Source organism: Bradyrhizobium sp. 190 (genome assembly GCF_023073415.1).
Lineage (GTDB): Bacteria > Pseudomonadota > Alphaproteobacteria > Rhizobiales > Xanthobacteraceae > Bradyrhizobium.
Genome location: NZ_JADPJL010000012.1, coordinates 650,937 through 673,637, shown reverse-complemented (window position 1 = coordinate 673,637; position 22,701 = coordinate 650,937). Strand labels below are relative to the sequence as shown.

Here is a 22,701-nt window from a genome sequence, read left to right as displayed (position 1 = left end):
TTCCGGATCGATACTCACCGCTGCGGCGCGACCGGTGGCGGGGTGGGACCGGTGTTCGGCACCGAGGACGTCCGCCGTGCGGCGGCTGCCGCGGAGGCCGCACTTTCGCCGAAGGTGGCCTTGGCGATCTCGCCGATGCCGGCAAGCGATCCCAAAATGCTCATTGCTTCGATCGGCAGCATGACGATCTTCTGGTTCGGCGAATCCGCAAGCTGCCCGAACGCCTTGATGTACTTGTCGGCAATAAAGTAGTTCAAGGCGGCGACGTCGCCCTTGGCGATGGCCTCGGAGACCATCTGGGTCGCCTTGGCCTCGGCTTCGGCGGAGCGCTCGCGCGCCTCGGCGTCGCGGAACGCGGCTTCCTTGCGACCTTCGGCCTGCAAAATCTGGCCCTGCTTGGCGCCTTCCGCGCGCAGGATTTCCGACTGGCGCTGGCCTTCCGCCTGCAGAATGTCGGCGCGCTTGACGCGTTCGGCCTTCATCTGCCGGCCCATCGCCTCCACCAGATCGGCCGGCGGCACGATGTCCTTGATCTCGATGCGGTTGACCTTCAGCCCCCACGGCGACACCGCTGCGTCGACCACGCGCAGCAACCGCTCGTTGATCTCGTCGCGATGCGACAGCACCTGGTCGAGGTCCATCGCACCCATCACCGAGCGGATGTTGGTCATGGTCAGGACGATGATTGCCTGTTCGAGATGGGCGACCTCGTAGCTTGCTTTCGCCGCGTCGAACACCTGGAAGAACGCGACCCCGTCCACCGTTACGGTGGCGTTGTCCTTGGTGATCACTTCCTGCTCGGGAATGTTGATCACCTGCTCCATCATGTTCATCTTGCGGCCGACGCGGTCGAAATAGGGTACGATGATGTTGAGCCCCGGCGACAACGTGCGGGTGTATTTGCCGAACCGCTCGATGGTCCAGTCATATCCCTGCGGCACCGTCTTGACGCCCGCAAACAGCGTGACAATGACAAGCAGAACAAACGCGATCGCGAAAATGTCGAAGCCACTCATAAAATTCCTCCAAAGCCGGCAAGGTGCGCTGCCGGGCGCGGTCTCTCATTTTGTCAGCAACGCCGCGGCGCCGGTTCGGCCCGGCCGTTCTCAAGTTATGGTTATATAGCTGGGGAATTGTTTGGCGACCACCAGATGAATTCGATCCGAATGGCCGCCTTGTTCTGCAGGGTGGTTAAATCCAGCCTTGGAGCTCGCGCAAAACGAGCTGGCGGATGACGTCCATGCCGGGATCGCTGTCGTTGAGGCAGGGAATGGCGGAAAATTGCTCGCCACCATTGTGCTTGAATATCTCCGCATTCTCCTGCGCGATCTCTTCCAGCGTCTCCAGGCAATCGGCGGAGAAGCCGGGGGTCACGACGGCAATGCGTTTCACACCATCTTTCGCAAGTTTTTCGATGGTCTTGTCCGTATAGGGCTGCAGCCACTCGTCGAAGCCGAAGCGCGATTGAAATGTAAGGATCAGCTTGGAGGCATCAAGGCCCATGCGCTGGCGCAGCGCGTCGGTTGTTGCAACGCACTGAGCGTAATAGGGATCGCCCTTGTCGACATATTTCTGCGGCATGCCGTGAAATGACGCCACGATCAGTTCGGGCTGAAATGGCAACGTCGCGAGATGCGCATTGATCGAGACGGCGAGCGCCTCGATATAATCAGGATCGTCGTAGTAAGGCGGCGTCACCCGCAGCGTCGGCTGCGCGCGCATCCCGGCCAGCACCCGAAACACTTCGTCGCTGACCGTCGCCGAGGTCGCCGCGGAATATTGCGGATAGAGCGGCACCACCAGCAGGCGGTCGCAGCCCTGCGCGGTCAGCGCGTCGATCCGCGAGCGGATCGACGGGTTGCCGTAGCGCATCGCCCAATCGACCACGACGTGGTCGTGATCGGCGATGGCGTCGGCGAGCTTCTCGGCCTGCCCGCGGGTGATCGTCTTGAGCGGGGATTCGTCTCTCTCGGTGTTCCAGATCTTCCGGTAGTCGCGCGCCTTGCGGCCAGGACGCACGCGCAGAATGATGCCGTTGAGGATCAGCTTCCAGCGCAGCCCCTGATCTTCGATCACGCGCGGGTCGGAGAGAAATTCCTTGAGGTAAACCCGCACGCCCCGGGCATCTGATGTATCGGGGGTGCCGAGATTGACCAGCAGCACGCCGACGCGTTGCGGCTCGGCTGCCGATGCCGGCTTTGGATGTCCAAGGGGGGCGACCGCGGTCATGATTTCGATGGCTTCGCGCGTTGCACCATCCTTGTCAAGATAATGGCCGGTTCGATACGGTTCGCATATTGCTCCGGGCGGGAGGAACCATGACGATCGCCGAATGGTGCGTTTTCGGAACGCTGATGCTCTATCTGCTGACGATCGCCTCGGTCAAATGGGCCGGGCATCGCCATTTCGACAATGCCAGACCGCGCGATCCCGCGTTCTACGAGGACGCGATCCGCGCCCGCGCGCTCGGCGCCCACCAGAACGGCATCGAGGCGTTTCCGTTCTTTGCGGTCGCCGTCCTGCTGGCGGAATTCCGTCTGGGGCCACAGCACCTGATCGACGAGCTCGCGGTTCTATTTCTCATTGTGCGGATCGCCTATGTCTTCACCTATCTCGGCAACCGCCCGACGCTGCGCTCGATTCTCTGGAGCATCGGGTTCGCGATCAACATCGCGATTTTCTTCCTGCCGGCGATCAGAGCTTATCTGCCGGCGTAAGATTGTCATATGACGGCGCGGATCGGGCGCTCTCGGGGACCTTGAATTCCCGGTTCCCCCGCGATATCTATGGGATACTTGTGCTACAATAGAGCCGTCATGCCAAAGCAACAGATCATGCGAATTCTGGGAGCGGCGATCGTCCTGATCGTGCTTTCGTTCGCGCCGTCAGTTGCCCAGGCCCATATCAGCCATCAGCACCCGGCGTCCGTTCATGACGGCCGGGGCCAGGCGGCCTCTCAAGTCGCATCTCATGAATCCGAACGGCCGGCCACGCCCGAATCGTTGCAGCAGGCTCAGTGGAAGCAGACCGGGATGCCCCCGGCTTCGGACCGGAATTGCACCGGCGACTGCTGCTTGTCCGCATGTGCCGCCTGCTGCGCGGCCGGGTTGCCGAGCCCCGTGGAGTTCGTCGCGTTTCCCCGTGCGATGACGCGTGTTGCGTTTGCCCCGTCGCAGATGTGGCCAGACCTCGAGCCTGAGTCACTCAGGCGCCCTCCAAAATACTTCATCTGAATCCAACCGAACAGTGAGTTTGCGAGGCATGCCGTGTGCCGCCCGCAAGCGACGGCAATTCAGATTGAAGGACTAGCAGTATGCTTTCCCATTTCGGGCGTGCCCTGCGTGCTCTCGCGGTGACCGCGGCTCTATGCGCTGCGATCGCACCGGCTTCCGCCCACGAGGGCCATGACCACGGCGAACAGCCGCCGGTGTCGGCAGGCGCGCTGCCACGCGGCGAGGCCGATTCCGACGCGTTCGAGATCGTTGCGATTGTCCGCGGCGAAAATCTCGAGATTTACCTCGACCGGTTCGCCACGAATGAGCCGGTAACCGGCGCAACGCTTGAAGTCGAATCTCCTGGTGGTCCCGTAAAAGCTGCGGCGGCTGCCGACGGCACATACCGGGTGGCCGCGCCGTGGCTCGCAAAGAACGGACGTGCGGACCTGATTTTCACGGTTACAGTCGGAGACACCACCGAGATCTTGCCGCTGACGATTCAGTCAGCGCCCGGGGCAGCGCAAAGCGTAGCACAACAGGAAGCGGCTGCCGGCGGGTACATCAGCAAGGGTTCGGTTCTTCTCGTCCTGGGCGGCGCGCTCATGGGGGCGCTGCTCTCTGCCATCGCACTACGCGGTCGGCGCAGGGCGGCAGCCCTTGTTGCGATCCTTCCTCTACTCATGGGCGCGCGCGAGCCGGCAATGCATGAAGGCCATGGCCATGAGGAGGAAAAGGCGCAAATCGCCATCAGCACCGTCTCAGGCGAGCGCGCCCAGCGCCTTCCGGATGGCGCGGTTTTTGTACCCAAGACGGTGCAGCGGATATTTGCGGTGCGCACGCTGGTCACCGAAAACGCCGAGCACAAGAAGATCACTGAACTTCCGGGGAGGATCATCCCCGATCCCAACGCCAGCGGCTATGTGCAATCCGCCGTCGGCGGCCGTCTTTCAGCGCCGCCGGGCGGCTTTCCGCGATTGGGCACACGGGTGAAGCAAGGCGACATCCTGGGCTATGTCACGCCACCCATTGCGGCGATCGATGTTTCCGACATGCGGCAGCGCCAGGGCGAACTGGATCAGCAGATCTCGATCGTCGAACGCAGGTTCGCCCGCTACGAGCAGCTCGCGCCGTCGGGCGCGATATCGCGGACCCAACTCGAGGACACACGGCTGGAGCTGGAAGGGCTGCGCGAGCGGCGCGCATCGATCGATAAATCACGTCGTGAGCCTGAAGCCCTGATCGCGCCGGTTGCTGGCGTGATCGCCGAGGGCAGCGCCGTGGCGGGCCAGATCGTTCAGCCGAGCTCCATCGTCTTCAACATCATCGATCCTTCGCGGCTGTGGGTCGAGGCGCTGAGCTTCGAGAGCCTCGAACCGTCCCGCGGCGCGCGAGCGTCGACATATACGGGCAGGAATTACGACCTCACCTATCAAGGCACCGGCTTCGCCGATCGCAGCCAATCGGTGCCGGTGCATTTTGCCGTGACGGGCGACACGGCAGGCCTCAGGGCCGGCCAGTTCCTGACCGTGCTCGTCACGACCGACGATACGAAGGAAGGCCTTGCGGTGCCGCGCAGCAGCGTCGTTCGCGGCTCAAACGGCCAGGATTTCGTGTACGAGCACACAGCCCCCGAGCGGTTCATGGCAAGGAGCGTGCGCACCGAGCCGCTCGACGGCGATCGTGTGCTGATCGTGTCCGGCTTCACTCCCGGCAAGCGGATCGTGTCGCAAGGCGCGGACCTTCTCGATCACGTACGCTGAGGAGCCACGCTCATGTTCACATTCCTGGTCAGCGCCTCGCTCCGCAATCGCCTCTTTGTACTTGCGATAGCGGGCATCCTCGTTCTTCTGGGCGCCTATACCGCGCGCCAGTTGCCCGTCGATGTGTTCCCGGACCTCAACCGTCCGACCGTTACCATCATGACGGAATCCGAAGGCTATGCCCCGCCGGAAGTCGAGCAGCTCGTCAGCTTCCCGATCGAAACCCAGATGAACGGCGTGCCCGGCGTCAGCCGGGTGCGATCGGTCTCGGGCATCGGGCTCTCGATCGTCTACGTGGAGTTCGATTGGGGGACCGATATCTTCCGCAACCGTCAGCTGGTCGCGGAACGTCTCGCGCAAGTGCAGAGCCAGCTGCCTCTGAACGTCACACCTCAAATCGGCCCCATCAGTTCGATCATGGGCCAGATTCTCCTGATCGCGGTGACGTCGAAGACGGCATCGCCGATGGAGGTCCGCGAGATCGCCGACTTCACCATCAGGCCCCGGCTACTCGCGGTGCCGGGTGTCGCGCAAGTGATCCCGATTGGCGGCGAGGTCCGTCAGTACCGGATTGCCCCGCTGCCATCCGCCTTGCGCGCGCTCGGCGTAAGCTATGAGCAGATGGAACTGGCGCTAAGGCAGTTCGGCACCAACACCGGCGGCGGCTTCACCGATCAGAATGCCCGCGAATTCCTGATCCGGAATATCGGACGCACGACGAGCCTGGAAGACCTGCGCAACATCGTCGTTACCACCATCGAGGGACGCCCCATCCTGCTGCGGCAGGTAGCGAACGTCGACTTTGCGCCCAAGGTCAAGCGCGGCGACGCCGGCTATATGAGCAAGCCCGCCGTGATCGTCTCGGTCGAGAAGCAGCCCAATGTCGACACGGTGAAACTGACGCAACAGATCACCCAGGTGCTCGCAGAGCTGGAGCCCAGCCTGCCGTCCGGCGTAAAGGCCAACGAGATCATATTCAGGCAGGCGAGTTTCATCGAAAACTCGATCCAGAACGTCGAGCGGGTGCTGTTCGAAGCAGCCCTTGTCGTGGCCGTCATCCTGTTCGCGTTTCTTCTCAACTGGCGCACGACGGCCATTTCGCTCACCGCGATCCCGGTCTCGATCCTGACCACGGCCATCATCTTCAAGCTGCTTGGTCTATCGATCAATACGATGACGCTGGGCGGCCTCGCGATCGCCATCGGCGAGCTGGTCGACGACGCCGTCGTCGATGTCGAGAACATCTTCCGCCGGCTGCGCGAGAACAGGGAGCAAGGCAATCCCCGGTCCGTGTTCGACGTGGTGGTTTCGGCATCCAACGAAGTGCGATCGGGCATCGTCTACGCCACGATGATCATCGTCCTCGTATTCGTGCCGCTGTTTGCGCTGTCGGGCATCGAGGGACGGCTGTTCGCACCGCTCGGTCACGCCTACATCATCTCGATCCTCGCAAGCCTGTTCGTTTCGATCACGCTTACCCCCGTGATGGCCTATTACCTGCTGCCGGGGATGAAACGCCTCGCGGAGCGGGAGAGCTGGCTGGTCCGCAAGCTCAAGTCTGCGAACCATGCGGCGCTCGGGTTTGCTTTCGCTCACAGAGGATTGCTGCTCGGCGTGACGGCGCTGGCGGTGCTGGGCGCTGGGGCCGGCGCGCTCGGCCTGAAACGCGCGTTTCTTCCAGCCTTCAACGAAGGTACGTTCACGATCAATATTGCGTTCAACCCCGGCGTTTCGCTTTCCGAATCCACGCGAGTGGGCTCGATCGCCGAACGCCTTCTGCTCGATGTGCCTGAGGTGATCAGCGTCGGAAGGCGCACGGGGCGCGCGGAACTGGACGAGCACGCGGAAGGCATCCATTCGTCCGACCTCGAAGTCGATCTCAAGCCCTCGCAGCGGCCGAAGCCCGAGATCGTCGCGGACATACGCTCCCGGCTTTCGGTGCTGCCGCTCTCGGTCAATCTCGGGCAGCCGATCTCGCACCGGCTCGATCATCTGCTCTCGGGCGTCCGAGCCGAGCTCGCCCTAAAACTGTTCGGCGACGACCTCGACACGCTGCGAAACAGTGCGGAAGAACTCCGTCAGCGGCTTTCGAAGATCGAAGGTATCCAGGACCTGCAGGTCGAAAAGCAGGTTCGTATCCCGCAACTCGAAATCCGCGTCGATTATACGCGAGCCGCATTGTACGGCGTGCAGCCGGGCGCCGTGACCGATCAGTTATCGCGCCTGTCGAGCGGACGCGTCATCTCGCGCGTGGTCGACGGCTACAAGCGCTACGACGTCGTCATGAGGCTGCCCGACCGGCTTCGCACGACCGAGAAGCTCGGCGACCTCCTGATCAAGACCCCATCGGGATGGATCCCGGCGCGTCAGATCGCTGACGTGAAGGAGACCGATGGGCCAAACCAGATCCTGAGAGAGAACGGCCGCAGGCGCATCGTCATACTCGCGAACTCGGACGGCAGGACCGACATGGCGGAGATCGTGCGCCGCATTCGCGCAGAACTGGATGCGGCGAGCCTGCCGCAGGGCGTCACCGCGAGCCTTGAAGGCACATTCCAGGCCCAGGAGGAAGCCAGCCGCAGGATAGGTATCCTTTCGGTCGTTTCGCTCGCGCTGATCTTTGCGATCCTCTACAGCCGCTACCGCTCCGCCGTGCTGGCCTTGATCATCATGGGCGGAGTGCCGCTGGCGCTGATCGGCTCGGTCGCGGCGCTGGCGCTAACCGGTCAGCCGCTGTCCGTCGCCAGCATGGTTGGCTTCATCACGCTGGCGGGGATCGCGACCCGCAACGGCATTCTCAAGATAAGCCACTACATCAATCTCGCTCTGCGCGAGCAGATGGAGTTCGGGCGGGAGCTTGTCATCCGCGGAAGCCTCGAGCGCATGACACCCGTCCTGATGACCGCGCTGTCCGCGGGGCTGGCACTGCTGCCGCTGCTGATCGCGGCCGACGAGCCGGGCAAGGAGATATTGCACCCGGTCGCCGTGACGATCTTCGGCGGACTTGTCAGCGCGACATTGCTCGATGCCCTGATCACGCCTGTGCTGTTCCTCACGTTCGGCAGGAAGCCGCTGATGCGACTGATGCAACGGCAATCCGAGGAGCGTCTCGAGGATCATGCCGCCTCGCATTCCTATTAATCGTTCACATCTTCCAAAGGAGACTACGCATGAAGCTCGGATACCTCACGCTCGGTGTTGCCCTGCTGGCCACCCTGCCCGCCTACGCACACGAGCCGAAAGCTTCCCATGGCGGGCTTCTCGCCGACGCCGGTCCTTACCATGTGGAACTCGTCGCGAAAGACACCGCGATAGAAATCTTCCTCATCGACGAAAACGACAAGCCGCTCGATCCGAAGGGCTTCAAGGGCGTCGCTATCTTCAATCTGGGAGGAAAGGCCGAACGCATAATGCTCGCTCCTTCGGAAAAGAACACACTGAACGGAACAGCGCCCACGGCCCTGCCGGCCAAGCTCAAAGGGGCGGTTCAACTCACAGCGCCGGATGGCAAGACGGCAACGGCGCGATTTGACTAGCGCTGCCGGCGAATCAACCGCAGGATCATGCTCCGAGATGATGTTCCCGCGCCGCGATCCGCTCCCGGATCGATTTCGGGATCGGGACCGGACGGTGCGTTTGCTGGTTGGTATTGACCCAGACGATCTCGCCAGTCACGAGCGCCTCGTTGCCGCCTTTCAAGAAGATCGCGAGTTCGAAGGTGAGGCTTGAGTTGCCGATCCGCGCCACGCGCGCACCGACGTCCAGCTCCCAGTCGAACCGGACCGGCGCCTTGTATTCAATGACCGATTTGACGACGTGGAAATCCTCGCCCGTCTGCTTGGCGTCGGCATATTGGTCGTAGCCGAGCGCGCGAAAATATTCGGTGATGGTGGTGTCGAAATAGGTCAGGTAGTGCGCGTTGAAGACGACGCCCTGACCGTCGATCTCGGAATAGCGCACTCGAAAGGGATGGAAGAACCAGAATTGTTCGCGTGACATGGGATTCCCGATTGCGCCTCGGCGTGTTTGAATTTCCGTAGCCCGGATGGAGCGCAGCGCCATCCGGGACTGGTGGGTTCGCGGGCTCTACGGCCCCGGGTTGCGCGGAGCCTGTCATCGGGCGCGCATTCGCGCGACCCGTTGGCTCCACCCGGGCTACGGCTATGCACTTACAAACACGTCGCGCGTTCGGCGGCGAGATAGCCGAACAGGAGGCCAAGGCCGAACAGCAGCACCAGACCTGCCGCGCCGAATTCGATGCCCCGCATGATGAGCGCGCCGCGGCCCTCGCTTCCTGCGCTGAGCCGCCGGGCCAGGCCCTTTGCCGATACGGCGATCACGGCGATGGTCGCGACCGTGATCGCGGTCCCTAGCCCCATCACGAAGGTCGCGGCGATGCCGGCCAGGAACAGGCCCTGCGCCAGCGAAAACACCAGCACCAGGATAGCGCCCGAACAGGGCCGCATGCCGACGGCGAAGATCGTGCCCAAGCCGCGCCGCCAGCCGCCGGGGCCGGCAAGTTGATCCGGCGTCGGCCCGTGCGAATGGCCGCAGTGCTCATCATGAACGTGCTTGTGGTCATGAGAATGATCATGACCGTGATGATGTTCATGGTGGTGATGACCATGGTCATGGCCATGATCGTGGCGGTGATCATGATGCGCCACCGCCGGGGCTGGCTTCGCCTGCAGCGCGCGAATAAAACCGCCGCCCTTGGTCCAGACCAGCCGGGCGCCGAAGGCCGCAATCAGGGCATAGCTTGCGATCTCGATCGCTTTCTCTGCGGAGCACATCGTCTTGGCGGTAGAGGAGAGCAGCCAGGCGAGTACCGCCACCAGCGCCACCGCCACCAGCGCCTGCAACAGCGCCGAGGCGAACGACAGCACGATGCCGCGCCGCGCGGTTTCCTCATTGGCGACCAAATAAGACGAGATCACTGCCTTGCCGTGGCCGGGGCCGGCGGCGTGAAAGATGCCGTAGGCAAAGGAAATCCCAAGCAGCGTCCAGACCGCGCTGCCGTCCGATTTCGCGGCGCGTATCGTCGCCGACATCTCGCGATAGAATTCGGATTGCTTGGCGAGGATCCATCCGATGATGCCGCCGGCCTGCGGCTCGGCTGGCGGCCGCGGGCCGCCGAACGGATTTTGCGCCATCAAGGCGTGCACCGCCGCATCAAACACCATGACAGCCGCAAACGCGGCAAGTGCTACCATTATGCCTTGCGCAAGGCGTGCCGGCGACCGTCTCACGGGCAATCAACCATGATCTTGTTGGCGAACATCGCGCCATAGTTGGAATTGTCGCCGTTCATGAAATTGTTTTCGTTGAGGCGTTGGGCATTGGCGGTGCCGTCATTCGGCCGCTGGAATTGCATCTTGCAGGCGGCGGGTGCGCCGTTGAGCTTGATCGGATCCTTGTCGTCGAACTTGAAGTCGATGAAGTAGGACGGGTCGAAGACTTCAAGCGCCGTCTGCTTCGCCTTGAACGGCGCCTTGACCGGCAGCGTGAAATGCAGCGTCAGCTCGTTGTCCTTGTATTCGAGGAAATAATCCACCGGCTCGACAAACTTCTCCTTCTTGCCATCGGCCTTGGCGAAGGTGAAGAAGTTAAACTCCTTCAGCGACTCGACATTGGTCTGCGCCAGCGGCGCCAGCTCTTCGCGGGTGTAGACCCCCTTGGTCTTGGTCGCGAGACCCTGCAGCGCGTAGGTGGTGAACATTTCGTCAAAGGTCCAGGCGTGGCGGACGCCCGTGATCGAGCCATCGGGCGCGTAGACCACCTCGCTCTTGGCCGTGATCCAGACGTGCGGATGCGCCTCGGCGGCGGCCGTGCCGAGCACGATGCCGGCCGCAAGGAGGAGCAAACCGAGTAATCGGTGCATCGTTGATATCATCTCAGGCCGCCGGCGTTGTTTCGAGCAGGCCCCGACGCCGCAACAGCGCGTCCGCCTCCGGCTCGCGGCCGCGGAACGCGACATAGGCCTCCTCCGGCTCGCGCGAGCCGCCCGACGAATAGATGTCGTCATGCAGGCGCTTGGCGGTGGCGGGATCGAAGATGTCGCCGGCCTCCTCGAAGGCGCCGAACGCGTCGGCGTCCATTACTTCGGACCACATGTAGCTGTAGTAGCCGGACGCATAATGATCGCCGGAAAAGATATGGCCGAACTGCGTGGGCCGGTGCCGCAGCGCGATTTCCGCGGGCATGCCGATTTTTTCCAGCTCCGCCTTCTCGAACGCGCCGACATCCCGGCTGGCCTCGGCCGGCTGGGTGTGGAATTCGAGGTCGATCAGCGCCGAGGAGACGAACTCGACGGTGGCAAAGCCCTGGTTGAACTTGCGGGCGGCGAGGAAGCGGGCCAGCAGGTCGTCCGGCAGTGGCTCGCCGGTCTGGTAGTGTTTTGCGAACTGCCGCAGCACCTGCGGCTGTTCCTGCCAGTGCTCGTAAAGCTGCGAAGGCAGCTCGACGAAGTCGGTAAAAACTGAGGTCCCCGACAGCGAGGGATAGGTCACGTTGGACAGCATGCCGTGCAGGCCGTGGCCGAATTCATGAAACAGGGTACGGGCATCGTCCGGCGACAGCAGCGACGGCTCGCCATTGGCGCCCTTGGCGAAGTTGCAGACATTGATGACGAGCGGGGCGATCTCGCCGTCGAGCTTCTGCTGGTCGCGCAGCGAGGTCATCCAGGCGCCAGAGCGCTTCGAGGGCCTGGCGAAGTAATCGCCATAGAACAGCGCCTTGTGCTTACCGTCGGCATCCTTGACCTCCCAGACCCGGACGTCCGGATGCCAGACCGGGATGTCCTTCCGCTCCGAGAAGGTGATCCCGAACAGGCGGGTGGCACAGTCGAAGGCAGCCTCGATCATGTGGTCGAGGACGAGATAGGGTTTTATGGCGGCGTCGTCGAAATCGGCGCGGCGCTGGCGGAGCTTCTCGGCGTAGTAGCGCCAGTCCCAAGGGGCGAGGCTGAAATTGCCACCCTCCTCTGTGATCAGCTCCTGCAGGGCGTCGCGGTCGGCGAGCGCCCGCGCCCGGGCCGGCTTCCAGACCCGCTCCAGCAGACTGCGCACCGCCTCTGGCGTCTTGGCCATGGAGTCCTCCAGCCGGTAGGCGGCGTAGGTCGGAAAGCCCATGATCTTGGCGGCCTCCTCGCGGAGGGCAAGGATCTCCACGATGGTGGCGTTGTTGTCGTTGGCGTTGCCATTGTCGCCGCGCGCGGTGAAGGCCTTGAAGACCTTCTCGCGCAGGTCGCGGCGGGAGGAGCTCTTCAGGAACGGCTCGACCGAGGAGCGCGACAGCGTCACGATCGCCTTGCCGGACATGCCCCGCTCTTCCGCAGTCGCCCTGGCCGCGGCGACGAAGGCCTCGGGAAGGCCGGCGGTGTCGTCCTCGCCGAGCTCCATGAACCAGTCCTGCTCGTCGCCGAGCAGATGGTGGCTGAACGAGGTGCCGAGCTGCGCCAGCCGCTCGTTGATCTCGGCCCGGCGCTTCTTGGCGACCTCGTCGAGGCCCGCGCCGGCGCGGTAGAAGTTGGTGTAGGTGCGCTCCAGCAGCCGCGTCTGCTCAGCCGTCAGGCCGAGCATGGCGCGCTTCTCGTGCAGCATCGCGATGCGGCCGAACAGCACCGCGTTCATCATGATCGGGTTCCAGTGCCGCGCCATCCGCAAGGAGACTTCCTTGTCGATCTCGAGAATCGCCGGATTGGAGTGCGCCGAGACCAGGTCGTAGAACACGGCTGCGACCTTGGAGAGCAGCTTGCCGGAGCGCTCCAGCGCCGTGATGGTGTTGGCGAAGTCCGGGAGGGTGGGATCATGGGTGATCGCCGCGATCTCGCCGGCATGGTCGGCAAAGGCCTGCTCGAAGGCGGGCAGGAAGTGCTCCGGCTCGATCTCGGCGAAAGGCGGCGTCTCGAACGGCGCCTGCCACGGCTTGAGCAGCGGATTTGCTCCAGCTTCCGGAGCGGCCGCCGTCTGCAGGGTTTCTGACATCACAATTCCCGTCTTTTCCTTGAAAACATGCGGCAATCTATATCACGCGATGCGGCATTTTTGGGCCTTTTACGCTTGATAGATGGGCCCTTTTCGGAGAGATTGCGCCCCTTGAACAGGATCTTTTCCATGAGCCCACAGCCCGCTTCCACCTCCTCCCGCGCGATCGTCTGGCCGAGCGTCGTCACCGTCATCTCGGCGGCGATCCTGATCGGCGCAGAAGTGTTTGGCGCCGCGTTTGCCGGCGGCTGGGCGCTCGCGATCCTGTTCGGCCTCGACGACACCTCCGCACATATCCTCCAGGCGGTGCTGTTCGGGATCGGCGTGCTGATCATGGTGGCGTTCATCCGCGCAGCGCAACGCATCGAGCCGTTCTTCAAGCGCGCCTGACGCGCGCGTTCGAGAAAGCGCTGCGGCACAGGCGCTGAAGCGCTCACGCATCTGGCAGAAATCTTAACGCTCGTTCATGTTTGGTCATCGGCCGCGCGCACCGAGAACCAATTTGTAAGCACACGTCGGAGAAATTTCTCCCCAGCAAAAAAAAATTGTTGCGAAGCGAAATCAAAAGTCTTATTTCCAGCCTTGCCCAATTTCGCACGTGCCTGTGGTCGTGTGTCAGTCGGTAGGTATCCGGACAAGAGGCCGGACAGCCGCCAAGGGGTGGAAGAACCGAGGGTCGCTCCACAAGCGGCCAGCATCTCTCTCAAGAGATGCCGTTGAAGGTCTCTCCATCCTTTGCAACCGTGACTGGCAGCCGGAGGCGAACCGGCGCACCCCGCTCTCAACGGGGGACGCGACTTAAAGCAACGACGGATCGGGCTTTTTTGGTCTCTACCGGCATTCCAACGCCGGCGCGGGCTACTGAAAAGGCTTGTCCTTCATTGCCAGGTGTGCGGGCGGGAGCATTCCCAACCAATCCACGGCAGCACTATTCGGCTTGAGTTCGAGGCTTTGTCGCGTCTCCATCGTGCGGCAACGCCAAAGCACCCATGTCCGAGATCACATTTGAACGGGTCCCGTCGCTGGGCCGTTTGGAGGGTGCTATGACCGAACGTATTCAGGAATTCCTGCGCAACCGTCGCAGCGAGGGCCAGGACACCGAGCCGTGCCTCGTGGTCGACCTCGAAGTCGTGCGCGACAACTATCAGACCTTCGCGAAGGCCTTGCCGGACAGCCGCGTGTTCTACGCGGTGAAGGCTAATCCTGCGCCGGAAGTGCTGTCGCTTTTGGCCTCGATGGGCTCGTGCTTCGACACGGCCACCGTCGCCGAGATCGAAATGGCGCTGGCTGCCGGTGCGACCCCGGACCGCATCTCCTATGGCAATACGATCAAGAAGGAGCGCGACATCGCGCGCGCCTTCGCGCTCGGCATTCGCCTGTTCGCGGTCGACTGCGCTGCAGAGGTCGAAAAGATCGCTCGTGCCGCCCCCGGCGCAAAAGTGTTCTGCCGCATTCTCTATGACTGCGCAGGCGCCGAGTGGCCGCTGTCGCGCAAGTTCGGCTGCGATCCGGAGATGGCGGTCGAGGTGCTCGACCTCGCCAAGCGCCTGGGCCTGGAGCCGTGCGGCATCTCGTTCCATGTCGGCTCGCAGCAGCGCAAGGTGAAGGCGTGGGACCGCGCGCTGGCGATGGCCTCGACGGTGTTCCGTGACTGCGCGGAGCGCGGGATCAGCCTGTCCATGGTCAACATGGGCGGCGGCTTCCCGACCAGGTACCTCAAGGACGTTCCTCCGGTCGTGCAATACGGCCGGTCGATCTTCCGTGCGCTGCGCAAGCATTTCGGCAACCAGATCCCGGAGACCATCATCGAGCCGGGACGCGGCATGGTCGGCAATGCCGGCATCATCGAGACCGAAGTCGTTCTGATCTCGAAGAAGAGCGACGAGGACGAGGTGCGCTGGGTGTATCTCGACATCGGCAAGTTCGGCGGTCTCGCCGAGACGATGGACGAGTCGATCCGCTACGCCATCCGCACGCCGCATGACGGCGCGGACATGACGCCGTGCGTGCTCGCAGGTCCTACCTGCGATAGCGCCGACGTGCTGTACGAGAAGCTGCCGTATCCGCTTCCGGTGACGCTCGAGATCGGCGACAAGCTGCTGATCGAAGGCACCGGGGCCTATACGTCGACCTATTCGTCGGTGGCGTTCAACGGCATCCCGCCGCTGCGGACCTACCACATCTGACGCCTCGTTAGAGGCTCGATAAATCGGGAGCCGGTGCGCCGGCTCCCTCCCCCTTCCTATGCAAATTCAAGACAACGCTTTGCGCGGCTGCTTGCCGTTGCGAGCGGGGACTGACGTGCCATGACTGCTTTGCGGAAGACCACTGCTGCCCTCATCTCCGATGCCGCTCCGTTCGCGATCCGTGCGGAGCGGGCCTCGGACGTCGTTGCGCGTGAAGCGCTACTGGATGCCTGCTTTGGCGACAACCGCCATACGCGCACCTGCCAGCGCCTGCGCGACGGACGCGCGCCCGCCGAAGGCCTTGCCTTGTCGGCCGTGCGCCAAGGCCGCCTGGTCGGGTCCGTGCGGTTGTGGCACGTCAGCGCCGGGGGCATCCCGGCGCTCATGCTCGGCCCGCTGGCGGTGGAGGCATCCTCCCGCCAGCTTGGCGTCGGGGCTGCGCTGATGGACCACGCGCTCGCGGCGGCGAAGGCGCGTGGCCACCGCGCGGTAATCCTGCTGGGCGATGCGCCCTATTACGCCCGCTTCGGCTTCTCGGCCGCCAAGACCCGCGAACTGTCGCTGCCGGCTGCGTTCGAGCGCGACCGGCTGCTGGGCCTCGAACTTAGCGAAGGCGCGCTCGACGGCGCCTGGGGCATGATCGCGCCGACCGGCGCGCCGATGCCTAAATCCAAGGCAAGCCGCGCCAGGAAGCCGCTGCTCGTGCCGCGTGCGGCTTGATGCCATGCCGGAGAACCTTCCCGAGCCGGGCGCCGGCGTGCGCCCGCGCTTCCGCAGCGCCGTCACCACGGTGCTCCTGATCATGATCTCGGTCATGATCGTGCGGGACATCCTCGTGCGCCGCTGGGGCGGCTCCGCGCTCCCAGCCTCCGACGTTGTCCGGCCATCCCGGTAGCCGTGAGGGGTTGCGCGTACAGCCTAAAAGCCCTTAAACCGCGCCAAACCCGCCCCGGATCATGCCCATTCCTTCCACGATCGAGGTTCCGATGCCCCGTCGCCTGATCTCCACCGGCTCGCCTTTCGAAAAGATCGCCGGCTACAGCCGCGCCGTCATCGACGGCGATTTCGCCTTCGTCGCCGGCACCACCGGCTACGACTACACGACCATGGTCATACCAGCAGATGTCACAAGCCAGGCACGTAATTGCTTTAAGAGCATCGAGGCTGCGCTGAAGGAAGGCGGCTTCGCGATGGCCGATATCGTCCGCGCGACCTATTACATCACCGACCTCGCGGATGCGGACGCTTTCTTCGCGGTCTGCGGCGAAACGTTCGGCGAGATCCGCCCGGCTACAACACTCCTCGTCGTCGCAGGGCTCTACAAGCCCGAGATGAAGATCGAGATCGAAGTGACCGCGAAGCGCCGCACCCCCTGATTCCCCTCATCATTTGTCCGCCAGCACTTCCCGGAGAAACCATCCCATGAGCCCCGCCTCGCAGATTTACGCGAAGATTACTGGCCCCATCGTCATGGTCGGCTTCGGCTCCATCGGCAAAGGCACGTTGCCGATGATCGAGCGGCATCTCGACTACGACAAGTCGCGCATCACCGTGATCGATCCCAAGGACGAGGGCCGCAAGGCACATTGCGAGAAGCACAATGTCAGATTCATCCAGCAGGGCGTGACCAGGGACAATTATCGCGAATTGCTGACCCCGCTGCTCACTGAAGGCGGCGGCCAGGGTTTTTGCGTCAATCTCTCGGTCGATACCGGCTCTACCGACATCATGGAGCTCTGCAACGAACTTGGCGCTCTTTATATCGACACCGTCAACGAGCCCTGGCTCGGCTTCTATTTCGATTCTTCGAAGGGCCCGGAAGCGCGCTCCAACTACGCACTTCGCGAAGCGACGCTGGCCGCCAAGAAGGCGCGCCCCGCGGGCTCGACGACGGCCGTCTCCTGCTGTGGCGCCAATCCCGGCATGGTCTCCTTTTTCGTCAAGCAGGCGCTACTCAATGTCGCCGCCGACCTGAAGCTCAATGCCCCCAAGCCGAAGACCAAAGCCGAATGGGCGGACTTGATGCGGCAGGCCGGTGTCAAGGGCATCCACATCGCCGAACGCGACACCCAGCGCTCCAAGACGCCGAAAGAGCCGGATGTCTTCGTCAACACCTGGTCGGTGGAAGGTTTCCTGTCGGAAGGCGTGCAGCCGTCCGAACTCGGTTGGGGTACCCATGAAAAATGGATGCCCGAGAATGCGCATACCCACGAAGCCGGCTGCGGCGCCGCCATCTATCTGATGCAGCCCGGCGCCAACACGCGCGTGCGCACCTGGTGCCCGACCCGCGGCGCGCAGTATGGCTTCCTGGTCACCCACAACGAGTCGATCTCGATCTCCGATTACTTCACGGTGCGCGACGCATCGGGCACGGCGATCTATCGGCCGACCTGCCACTATGCCTATCATCCGGCTGACGCCGCCGTGCTATCGCTGCATGAAATGTTCGGCCGCGCAGCGAAGATGCAGGAAAAGCACCACATCCTCGATGAGAACGAAATCGTCGATGGCATCGACGAACTCGGCGTGCTGCTGTTCGGCCATGACAACAATGCCTACTGGTACGGCTCGCAGCTCTCGATCGAAGAGACCCGCAAACTCGCGCCCTATCAGAACGCCACCGGCCTGCAAGTGACCTCCGCCGTGCTCGGCGGCATGGTATGGGCGCTGGAAAACCCGAACGAAGGCATCGTCGAAGCCGACGAGATGGATTTCGATCGTCTGCTGGAAATCCAGATGCCCTATCTCGGCCCGGTGAAAGGCTATTACACCGACTGGACGCCGCTCACCGACCGGCCGGGCCTGTTTCCGGAAGACATCGACACGTCGGATCCCTGGCAGTTCAGGAATGTGCTGGTGCGGTAGGAGCGCCGGCACGGCACAGGCCGGAGCGGCGATGCGCCGGCCATTTGTCGAAATCGAGGTGAGGCTGATACGCGCCGCCGCGTGAAGCGGTGGCCGCGCGGGCGGTTCCCGCTGCAATGCACAGTGTGCGGCTCGATTCCCGGCAGAACTACGCACGGGAACCCGGCCCTCTCGTAACACTCGATTAATTCAATCGCGCGACCCTGAGGGGTAATTTTCTGCGAGGGCCGAAGGCCTTCGCCCAGCCTTTGAGCGAGGGCTCCCGGTTGGAGCGACCAACATGCGCGTCATTCTTGCCATCGTCCTGGCGGCCGCGGCACTGGCTGCGTGCACGCCCGAGAGCAACAACGACGTCACCGGTTCGGTCGACACTTGCGCGCGCAAGCTTTACAGCCAGTACAATCCCAAGGACAAAAAACAGTGCGTCGCGGTCTGCATCGCCTGCGAGCGCGGCGTGACCACGACCTGCTCGACCGCCTGCACGCTGAGGGGCGCGCAGTAATCCCGCTTCACTTCGCCTTGTAATCGAACGCCACCGTCCCGAGCCCCAGCGTCAGGTCCGCCTTGAAGTGCAGCGCGGAGACCACCTCGCGCACCGGCAGGCGCGCCACGTCGGCGAGCGCGTGCGGGAACAGCCCGAGCGCCGCCGGGCCGGTCCACGCCTCTTTCAGCGCGATGTCTTCGAGATAATAGCGCACCAGTTCGCAGATCCGCGGGCTGCCGTCGACATGCGGGATGATCTTGAGCATGAAGTTCGGCGCCTTCATTGCCTTCAGCACCGCGTCGTGGTCGACCGGGCGGTGTTTGTAGCCCATGGTGGCGGAAACGCACAGCACCGAACCGTAGTGCAGCGTGCCGACCAGCACGTCGCTCTCGACGGCGATTTTCGGCGAAGCCAGTTTCTTCGGAAAGCCCCAGAGTTCGCGGCCACCGGCGATCGGTCCCTCGTCGTCCAGATACATCGAATGAACGTAGACGCCCTCCTCGCCCTTGAAGCGGACCGGAATCACCTGGCCTGTCTCGGTGTAATCGCCAAAGCCAGTTGAATCGGGCATGCGGATGAATTCGTATTTGACGACCGCCTCAGTGACTTCGAGCGGCTCGGGCACCACGGCGGCAAGCGCGTCGGGATCGGTGCGATAGGTGATGATGAAATATTCGCGGTTGAAGAAACGATACGGTCCCGGCGGAAACGACGGGTTGGTCAGCGGCATCGAATAGGCGGTTCGCCTGACGTCGTCGATTTTCATGACTGCCCTCATGTGTCGTTGCGCACGATTGAGGGATTATGGGACAGCAGACAATGACAAGCGAGACCGTAAAATCGGCAGGCGATCAAAACATCGGCAAGGCTTCAGACAAGGAGCGCGATGGCCGTCACATCCGTCAGGCAACGCCGCCGAGATAGAGCCGCTTGACGATGTCGTTGGCCTTCAACTCGTCGACCGACTGCGCGGCGACCGCGATCTCGCCATGGACGATGATGTAGCCGCGGTCAGCGATCCGGATCGCCTGGTTGAAGTTCTGCTCGGCCATCAAGACCGTGAGGCCGACGCGCTCTTTGAGTTCACCGATCTTGGCGATGGTCTGCGACACCAGAAGCGGCGACAGCCCGACCGACGGCTCGTCGATCAATAGCAGCCGCGGCGACGACATCAGCGCGCGCGCAATCGCGAGCATCTGCTGCTGTCCGCCGGACATGGTGCCGGCGAGCTGGTTGCGGCGCTCCTTCAGGGCCGGAAAAGTCTCGAACGCCAGCGCGAGATTTTGCCGGATGGCGCCGCGAGCCAATTTGCGGAAAGCGCCTAGCATCAGGTTTTCCGTCACCGTCAGCTTGGGAAACAGCCGCCGTCCCTCCGGCACCAGCGCCACGCCGAGATCGACGATCATCTCGGGCGAGAGTTTGGTCAGATCGTGCACCTGCCCGTCGATCGTCAGCGACAGACGGCCACGGTCCGGGCGGACCAGGCCCATGATGCACTTCATCAGCGTGCTCTTGCCGTTGCCGTTGGTGCCGAGCAAGGCAACGGTCTCGCCGGCCTCGACATGGAGCGCCACGCCGCGCAGCGCCTTGACGGCGCCGTAGCCGGCATCGAGGCCCTCGATGGCAAGGCTAAGTGCCAAGATAGGCCTCCTGCACCCGCTTGTTGGCCATCACCTCGGCCGGCGCGCCGATCGCAATGATTTTTCCCGCGTCGAGGCACATCACCCGTTCGGAAAAGCGCATCACCGCCTGCATGATGTGCTCGATCATGATGATGGTGATGTCCTCCTCGCCGAGGCTGATCAGGAGATCCAGCACCTCGTCGACCTCGGAAGAGGAAAGCCCGGCCATGGCCTCGTCCGAAATCAAGAGTTTCGGCCGCACCGCCATCGCGCGCGCAAGCTCCATCTTGCGCAATTCTACCTGGCTCAGCGTATCGGTCGGCGCGCCAGCCTTGGCGGCCAGGCCCATCCGCGTCAGGATCGACATCGCGACGTCTTCCTCCGGAAGGCTCGAGCCGACGGTAGCAAAGTCGAGCCCGACCATGAGATTCTCGAGCACCGTCATGCTCTTGAACGGCCGTGGAATCTGGAAGCTGCGGGCGATGCCGCGGCGCGCCCGCAGATGCGGCGGCAATTGGGTGATGTCCTCGCCGCAGAACACCACGCTGCCGGTCTGCGGACGCAGCGCGCCCGAAATGCAGTTGATCAGCGTCGTCTTGCCCGAGCCGTTCGGGCCGATCAGGCCGAACCGTTCGCCTTTCCGGATGTCAACGCTGATATTGTCGAGCGCGGTGAAGCCGCCGAAGGTCTTGGTAAGGGTCCCGACCTGCAGCAGGGGCGCATCCGGAGCGGTCGTTACCGTCATGGCTTGCCTCCCGCGCGCAGACGATAGCGCGGCCGCAGCAGCCCGATGATGCCCTTGGGTGCGGCGACCACGAACAGCACCAGCATGATGCCGAGCACCAGCACATTGATTTCCGAGGAGATGGTCACCGCAAGGAACTGCTGCGTCGAGCCTAGCAGGATGGCGCCGAGCACCGGGCCGATCCAGTGCGCGGTGCCGCCGATCAGCGACATGGCGAGCGCCGAGACGGAATAAGTGAGATTGAATGCGGAGGACGGGTCGGCGTACTGCAGGTACATTGCGGCCGGCGCTCCGACGGCCGACATCAGTGCGCCCGAGATCATGCAGGCCACCAGCTTGAGCTTCAATGTCGGCACACCCGTGCATTCGGCGGCGAGTTCGTCGTCCCTGAGCGCCTGCAGGCCGCGGCCGATCCGGGAGTTCTGGATGTAGCGCGCGATCCCGACCGCGATGACGACCAGCACAGCCTGCACAAAAAACAGCATCTTCACGTAACTATCGAACGGCGCCATCACCGGCGGCCGCTGTAGCTGGATGCCGGCCGCCCCGCCGACGAACCGCCAGTTCATCACGAAGGTCTCGATGATGATCGCAAGCGCAATCGTCGCGATCGAGAAGAAGATGCCGCGCATCCGTAAGGTCAACAGGCCAACGCCAAAGCCGAGCGTCATGCCGACGGCGGCGGCGGCGGCGATCTGCACCACCAGCGGCGCCCCCGTCGCCTTGAACAAGGCGACCGCCGTGTAGACGCCGACGCCGAAAAAGGCGTTGGTGCCGAAATTGACGTAGCCGGCATAGCCGCCGAGGATGCTCCAGGCGACCGCGAGCGCGATGAATTGCAGGATGACGTAACCGGCGAAAAACGGATATTCGTTGCGCACGATTTGCGTCATCGACAGTACGGCGACGAGGAAGATGGCCACGCCGGCCCAGAATGCGATGCTGTTGCGATGCTTCGTCATCGGCCAAGCAAACCTTGTGGCCGGACGGCAAGCACGGCGAGCAGCATCGCGAACGAGATCGCCGGCGCCCAGGAGGCGCCAAACATGGTCAGCACGATGGTTTCGGCGACGCCGAGGATGATGGCTGCGATCAGCGTGCCGCTGATGCTCCCGAGTCCGGCCATGACCACGACACAGAATGTCCGGCCGATATAGGCCCGGTCGAGCGTCGGCTCGATCGGAGCCACGATGATCAGGAGCGCGCCGGCGATTCCGAGCACGGCGGTGGCAATGCCGAAGGCAAACTGCTTGATGCGGACCGGATTAGCGCCCATCAGCCGCAGCGCTTCTTCGTCCTGCGCAACCGCTCGGATCGCACGCCCCATGAAGGTTTTCGACAGATACACAGCCAGCAGCACCGTCAGCCCCAGCGCCACCGCGAACGCGACGAGCTGCCGGATCGGTATCCGAAACTCGCCGAACCGCCAGGACTTGCCGATATAGGTCGCCGAGACCGAGCGCTGGTCGACGCCGAATTGCAGGATGATCAACACCTCGATGATGAAGGCGATGCCGAAGAAAAACGCGATGCCGCGGACGCCTGCGTCGCTGCCGCGCTTCTCGAAGGTCTCGTAATAGACGCGGTAGGCGAGCAGGCCGAACAGGAAAAACAGCGGTGTGATCGCGAGCCCGGCCACCAGCGGATCGATGTCGTAGCTTTCGTTTAGCTGGTACACGCCGTAGGACGCGAGCACCAGGAATGCCGGATGCGCAACATGAGGAACGTCGAGCAATCCGAACGAGACGGATAGCCCGACACTGACGGCTGCATAGAAGCAGCCGAGCAGCACCCCAAGCACCACTGCTCCAAGCAGCAGGTCCATCGAAAACACGTCAG

At 63.2% G+C, this 22,701-nt stretch carries 22 protein-coding genes; 11 read left to right on the top strand and 11 right to left on the bottom strand.

What is annotated here, in order from left to right; translation table 11 throughout:
• Positions 1-14: 14 nt before the first annotated feature.
• Together IVB22_RS12285 and hemH are read right to left on the bottom strand one after the other, a co-directional pair.
• On the bottom strand, positions 15-1,016 hold the full coding sequence (locus IVB22_RS12285) for an SPFH domain-containing protein (RefSeq protein WP_247517571.1): 1,002 nt from the start codon (positions 1,014-1,016) through the stop codon (positions 15-17).
• A 175-nt stretch (positions 1,017-1,191) separates the two neighbouring features.
• Positions 1,192-2,229, bottom strand: a complete 1,038-nt coding sequence (gene hemH, locus IVB22_RS12280) for a ferrochelatase (protein WP_247517570.1) — start codon at positions 2,227-2,229, stop codon at positions 1,192-1,194.
• 89 nt (positions 2,230-2,318) lie between these two features.
• Between hemH and IVB22_RS12275 the strand changes: the two genes are divergently transcribed.
• The 4 genes from IVB22_RS12275 (at position 2,319) to IVB22_RS12260 (ending at position 8,511) form a co-directional block, all read left to right on the top strand.
• Entirely contained in the window at positions 2,319-2,717 is a 399-nt protein-coding gene (locus IVB22_RS12275; RefSeq protein ID WP_247517569.1) for an MAPEG family protein, read from the top strand.
• Between the two features lie 596 nt (positions 2,718-3,313).
• Complete coding sequence (locus tag IVB22_RS12270; protein ID WP_247517568.1) at positions 3,314-4,975, top strand: efflux RND transporter periplasmic adaptor subunit; 1,662 nt, start codon at positions 3,314-3,316, stop codon at positions 4,973-4,975.
• A 12-nt stretch (positions 4,976-4,987) separates the two neighbouring features.
• On the top strand, positions 4,988-8,116 hold the full coding sequence (locus tag IVB22_RS12265; RefSeq protein WP_247517567.1) for an efflux RND transporter permease subunit: 3,129 nt from the start codon (positions 4,988-4,990) through the stop codon (positions 8,114-8,116).
• A gap of 29 nt (positions 8,117-8,145) precedes the next feature.
• The gene (locus tag IVB22_RS12260; protein ID WP_247517566.1) at positions 8,146-8,511 is read left to right on the top strand and encodes a hypothetical protein; all 366 of its coding nucleotides are present in this window, start codon (positions 8,146-8,148) and stop codon (positions 8,509-8,511) included.
• A gap of 25 nt (positions 8,512-8,536) precedes the next feature.
• Here IVB22_RS12260 and IVB22_RS12255 read toward each other — a convergent pair whose 3' ends face one another.
• The 4 genes from IVB22_RS12255 to IVB22_RS12240 form a co-directional block, all read right to left on the bottom strand.
• Positions 8,537-8,974: a thioesterase family protein gene (locus IVB22_RS12255; protein ID WP_247517565.1), complete on the bottom strand. Its 438-nt coding sequence runs from the start codon at positions 8,972-8,974 to the stop codon at positions 8,537-8,539.
• A gap of 170 nt (positions 8,975-9,144) precedes the next feature.
• Complete coding sequence (locus IVB22_RS12250) at positions 9,145-10,188, bottom strand: nickel/cobalt transporter (RefSeq protein ID WP_247517564.1); 1,044 nt, start codon at positions 10,186-10,188, stop codon at positions 9,145-9,147.
• 32 nt (positions 10,189-10,220) lie between these two features.
• Complete coding sequence (locus IVB22_RS12245; protein ID WP_247517563.1) at positions 10,221-10,856, bottom strand: DUF1007 family protein; 636 nt, start codon at positions 10,854-10,856, stop codon at positions 10,221-10,223.
• A gap of 13 nt (positions 10,857-10,869) precedes the next feature.
• Positions 10,870-12,960 (bottom strand): M3 family metallopeptidase, encoded by a 2,091-nt coding sequence (locus tag IVB22_RS12240; RefSeq protein ID WP_247517562.1) that lies wholly within the window; start codon positions 12,958-12,960, stop codon positions 10,870-10,872.
• 129 nt (positions 12,961-13,089) lie between these two features.
• Between IVB22_RS12240 and IVB22_RS12235 the strand changes: the two genes are divergently transcribed.
• The 7 genes from IVB22_RS12235 (at position 13,090) to IVB22_RS12205 (ending at position 18,513) form a co-directional block, all read left to right on the top strand.
• Complete coding sequence (locus IVB22_RS12235) at positions 13,090-13,350, top strand: hypothetical protein (RefSeq protein ID WP_247517561.1); 261 nt, start codon at positions 13,090-13,092, stop codon at positions 13,348-13,350.
• Between the two features lie 653 nt (positions 13,351-14,003).
• Positions 14,004-15,146, top strand: a complete 1,143-nt coding sequence (locus IVB22_RS12230) for a type III PLP-dependent enzyme (RefSeq protein WP_247517560.1) — start codon at positions 14,004-14,006, stop codon at positions 15,144-15,146.
• Between the two features lie 120 nt (positions 15,147-15,266).
• Positions 15,267-15,866, top strand: a complete 600-nt coding sequence (locus IVB22_RS12225) for a GNAT family N-acetyltransferase (protein WP_247517559.1) — start codon at positions 15,267-15,269, stop codon at positions 15,864-15,866.
• 4 nt (positions 15,867-15,870) lie between these two features.
• Positions 15,871-16,041 carry a hypothetical protein gene (locus IVB22_RS12220; RefSeq protein ID WP_247517558.1) on the top strand — a complete coding sequence of 57 codons (171 nt, stop codon included), beginning with the start codon at positions 15,871-15,873 and terminating at the stop codon, positions 16,039-16,041.
• A 91-nt stretch (positions 16,042-16,132) separates the two neighbouring features.
• Positions 16,133-16,522 carry a RidA family protein gene (locus tag IVB22_RS12215; RefSeq protein WP_247517557.1) on the top strand — a complete coding sequence of 130 codons (390 nt, stop codon included), beginning with the start codon at positions 16,133-16,135 and terminating at the stop codon, positions 16,520-16,522.
• Positions 16,523-16,568: 46 nt separating this feature from the next.
• Positions 16,569-18,011, top strand: coding sequence for a homospermidine synthase (locus IVB22_RS12210; protein WP_247517556.1), 1,443 nt, complete (start codon positions 16,569-16,571; stop codon positions 18,009-18,011).
• A gap of 280 nt (positions 18,012-18,291) precedes the next feature.
• The gene (locus IVB22_RS12205) at positions 18,292-18,513 is read left to right on the top strand and encodes a hypothetical protein (RefSeq protein ID WP_247517555.1); all 222 of its coding nucleotides are present in this window, start codon (positions 18,292-18,294) and stop codon (positions 18,511-18,513) included.
• Positions 18,514-18,520: 7 nt separating this feature from the next.
• On the opposite strand, the gene IVB22_RS12200 is transcribed toward IVB22_RS12205, so the two are convergent.
• The 5 genes from IVB22_RS12200 to IVB22_RS12180 all read right to left on the bottom strand — a co-directional run bounded on the left by IVB22_RS12200 (position 18,521) and on the right by IVB22_RS12180 (position 22,687).
• On the bottom strand, positions 18,521-19,261 hold the full coding sequence (locus IVB22_RS12200; protein WP_247517554.1) for an acetoacetate decarboxylase: 741 nt from the start codon (positions 19,259-19,261) through the stop codon (positions 18,521-18,523).
• 136 nt (positions 19,262-19,397) lie between these two features.
• Positions 19,398-20,135, bottom strand: a complete 738-nt coding sequence (locus IVB22_RS12195; RefSeq protein ID WP_247517553.1) for an ABC transporter ATP-binding protein — start codon at positions 20,133-20,135, stop codon at positions 19,398-19,400.
• Positions 20,125-20,862 carry an ABC transporter ATP-binding protein gene (locus IVB22_RS12190; RefSeq protein WP_247517552.1) on the bottom strand — a complete coding sequence of 246 codons (738 nt, stop codon included), beginning with the start codon at positions 20,860-20,862 and terminating at the stop codon, positions 20,125-20,127. Before IVB22_RS12190 ends, IVB22_RS12195 begins: the two co-directional genes overlap by 11 nt.
• The gene (locus tag IVB22_RS12185; protein WP_247517551.1) at positions 20,859-21,824 is read right to left on the bottom strand and encodes a branched-chain amino acid ABC transporter permease; all 966 of its coding nucleotides are present in this window, start codon (positions 21,822-21,824) and stop codon (positions 20,859-20,861) included. The genes IVB22_RS12190 and IVB22_RS12185 overlap by 4 nt, the downstream gene beginning before the upstream one ends.
• Positions 21,821-22,687 (bottom strand): branched-chain amino acid ABC transporter permease, encoded by an 867-nt coding sequence (locus IVB22_RS12180; protein WP_247517873.1) that lies wholly within the window; start codon positions 22,685-22,687, stop codon positions 21,821-21,823. Before IVB22_RS12180 ends, IVB22_RS12185 begins: the two co-directional genes overlap by 4 nt.
• Between the last annotated feature and the right edge of the window lie 14 nt (positions 22,688-22,701).

What these genes read in the sequence shown, in the direction of transcription:
- IVB22_RS12245 (WP_247517563.1), bottom strand. Translation starts at nt 10,856, where the DNA reads ATGCACCGATTACTCGGTTTGCTCCTCCTTGCGGCCGGCATCGTGCTC.
- IVB22_RS12250 (WP_247517564.1), bottom strand. Translation starts at nt 10,188, where the DNA reads ATGGTAGCACTTGCCGCGTTTGCGGCTGTCATGGTGTTTGATGCGGCG.
- IVB22_RS12265 (WP_247517567.1), top strand. Translation starts at nt 4,988, where the DNA reads ATGTTCACATTCCTGGTCAGCGCCTCGCTCCGCAATCGCCTCTTTGTA.
- IVB22_RS12180 (WP_247517873.1), bottom strand. Translation starts at nt 22,687, where the DNA reads ATGGACCTGCTGCTTGGAGCAGTGGTGCTTGGGGTGCTGCTCGGCTGC.
- IVB22_RS12185 (WP_247517551.1), bottom strand. Translation starts at nt 21,824, where the DNA reads ATGACGAAGCATCGCAACAGCATCGCATTCTGGGCCGGCGTGGCCATC.
- IVB22_RS12220 (WP_247517558.1), top strand. Translation starts at nt 15,871, where the DNA reads ATGCCGGAGAACCTTCCCGAGCCGGGCGCCGGCGTGCGCCCGCGCTTC.
- IVB22_RS12225 (WP_247517559.1), top strand. Translation starts at nt 15,267, where the DNA reads ATGACTGCTTTGCGGAAGACCACTGCTGCCCTCATCTCCGATGCCGCT.
- IVB22_RS12230 (WP_247517560.1), top strand. Translation starts at nt 14,004, where the DNA reads ATGACCGAACGTATTCAGGAATTCCTGCGCAACCGTCGCAGCGAGGGC.
- IVB22_RS12205 (WP_247517555.1), top strand. Translation starts at nt 18,292, where the DNA reads ATGCGCGTCATTCTTGCCATCGTCCTGGCGGCCGCGGCACTGGCTGCG.
- IVB22_RS12275 (WP_247517569.1), top strand. Translation starts at nt 2,319, where the DNA reads ATGACGATCGCCGAATGGTGCGTTTTCGGAACGCTGATGCTCTATCTG.
- IVB22_RS12210 (WP_247517556.1), top strand. Translation starts at nt 16,569, where the DNA reads ATGAGCCCCGCCTCGCAGATTTACGCGAAGATTACTGGCCCCATCGTC.
- IVB22_RS12260 (WP_247517566.1), top strand. Translation starts at nt 8,146, where the DNA reads ATGAAGCTCGGATACCTCACGCTCGGTGTTGCCCTGCTGGCCACCCTG.
- hemH (WP_247517570.1), bottom strand. Translation starts at nt 2,229, where the DNA reads ATGACCGCGGTCGCCCCCCTTGGACATCCAAAGCCGGCATCGGCAGCC.
- IVB22_RS12215 (WP_247517557.1), top strand. Translation starts at nt 16,133, where the DNA reads ATGCCCCGTCGCCTGATCTCCACCGGCTCGCCTTTCGAAAAGATCGCC.
- IVB22_RS12190 (WP_247517552.1), bottom strand. Translation starts at nt 20,862, where the DNA reads ATGACGGTAACGACCGCTCCGGATGCGCCCCTGCTGCAGGTCGGGACC.
- IVB22_RS12285 (WP_247517571.1), bottom strand. Translation starts at nt 1,016, where the DNA reads ATGAGTGGCTTCGACATTTTCGCGATCGCGTTTGTTCTGCTTGTCATT.
- IVB22_RS12200 (WP_247517554.1), bottom strand. Translation starts at nt 19,261, where the DNA reads ATGAAAATCGACGACGTCAGGCGAACCGCCTATTCGATGCCGCTGACC.
- IVB22_RS12240 (WP_247517562.1), bottom strand. Translation starts at nt 12,960, where the DNA reads ATGTCAGAAACCCTGCAGACGGCGGCCGCTCCGGAAGCTGGAGCAAAT.
- IVB22_RS12270 (WP_247517568.1), top strand. Translation starts at nt 3,314, where the DNA reads ATGCTTTCCCATTTCGGGCGTGCCCTGCGTGCTCTCGCGGTGACCGCG.
- IVB22_RS12255 (WP_247517565.1), bottom strand. Translation starts at nt 8,974, where the DNA reads ATGTCACGCGAACAATTCTGGTTCTTCCATCCCTTTCGAGTGCGCTAT.
- IVB22_RS12235 (WP_247517561.1), top strand. Translation starts at nt 13,090, where the DNA reads ATGAGCCCACAGCCCGCTTCCACCTCCTCCCGCGCGATCGTCTGGCCG.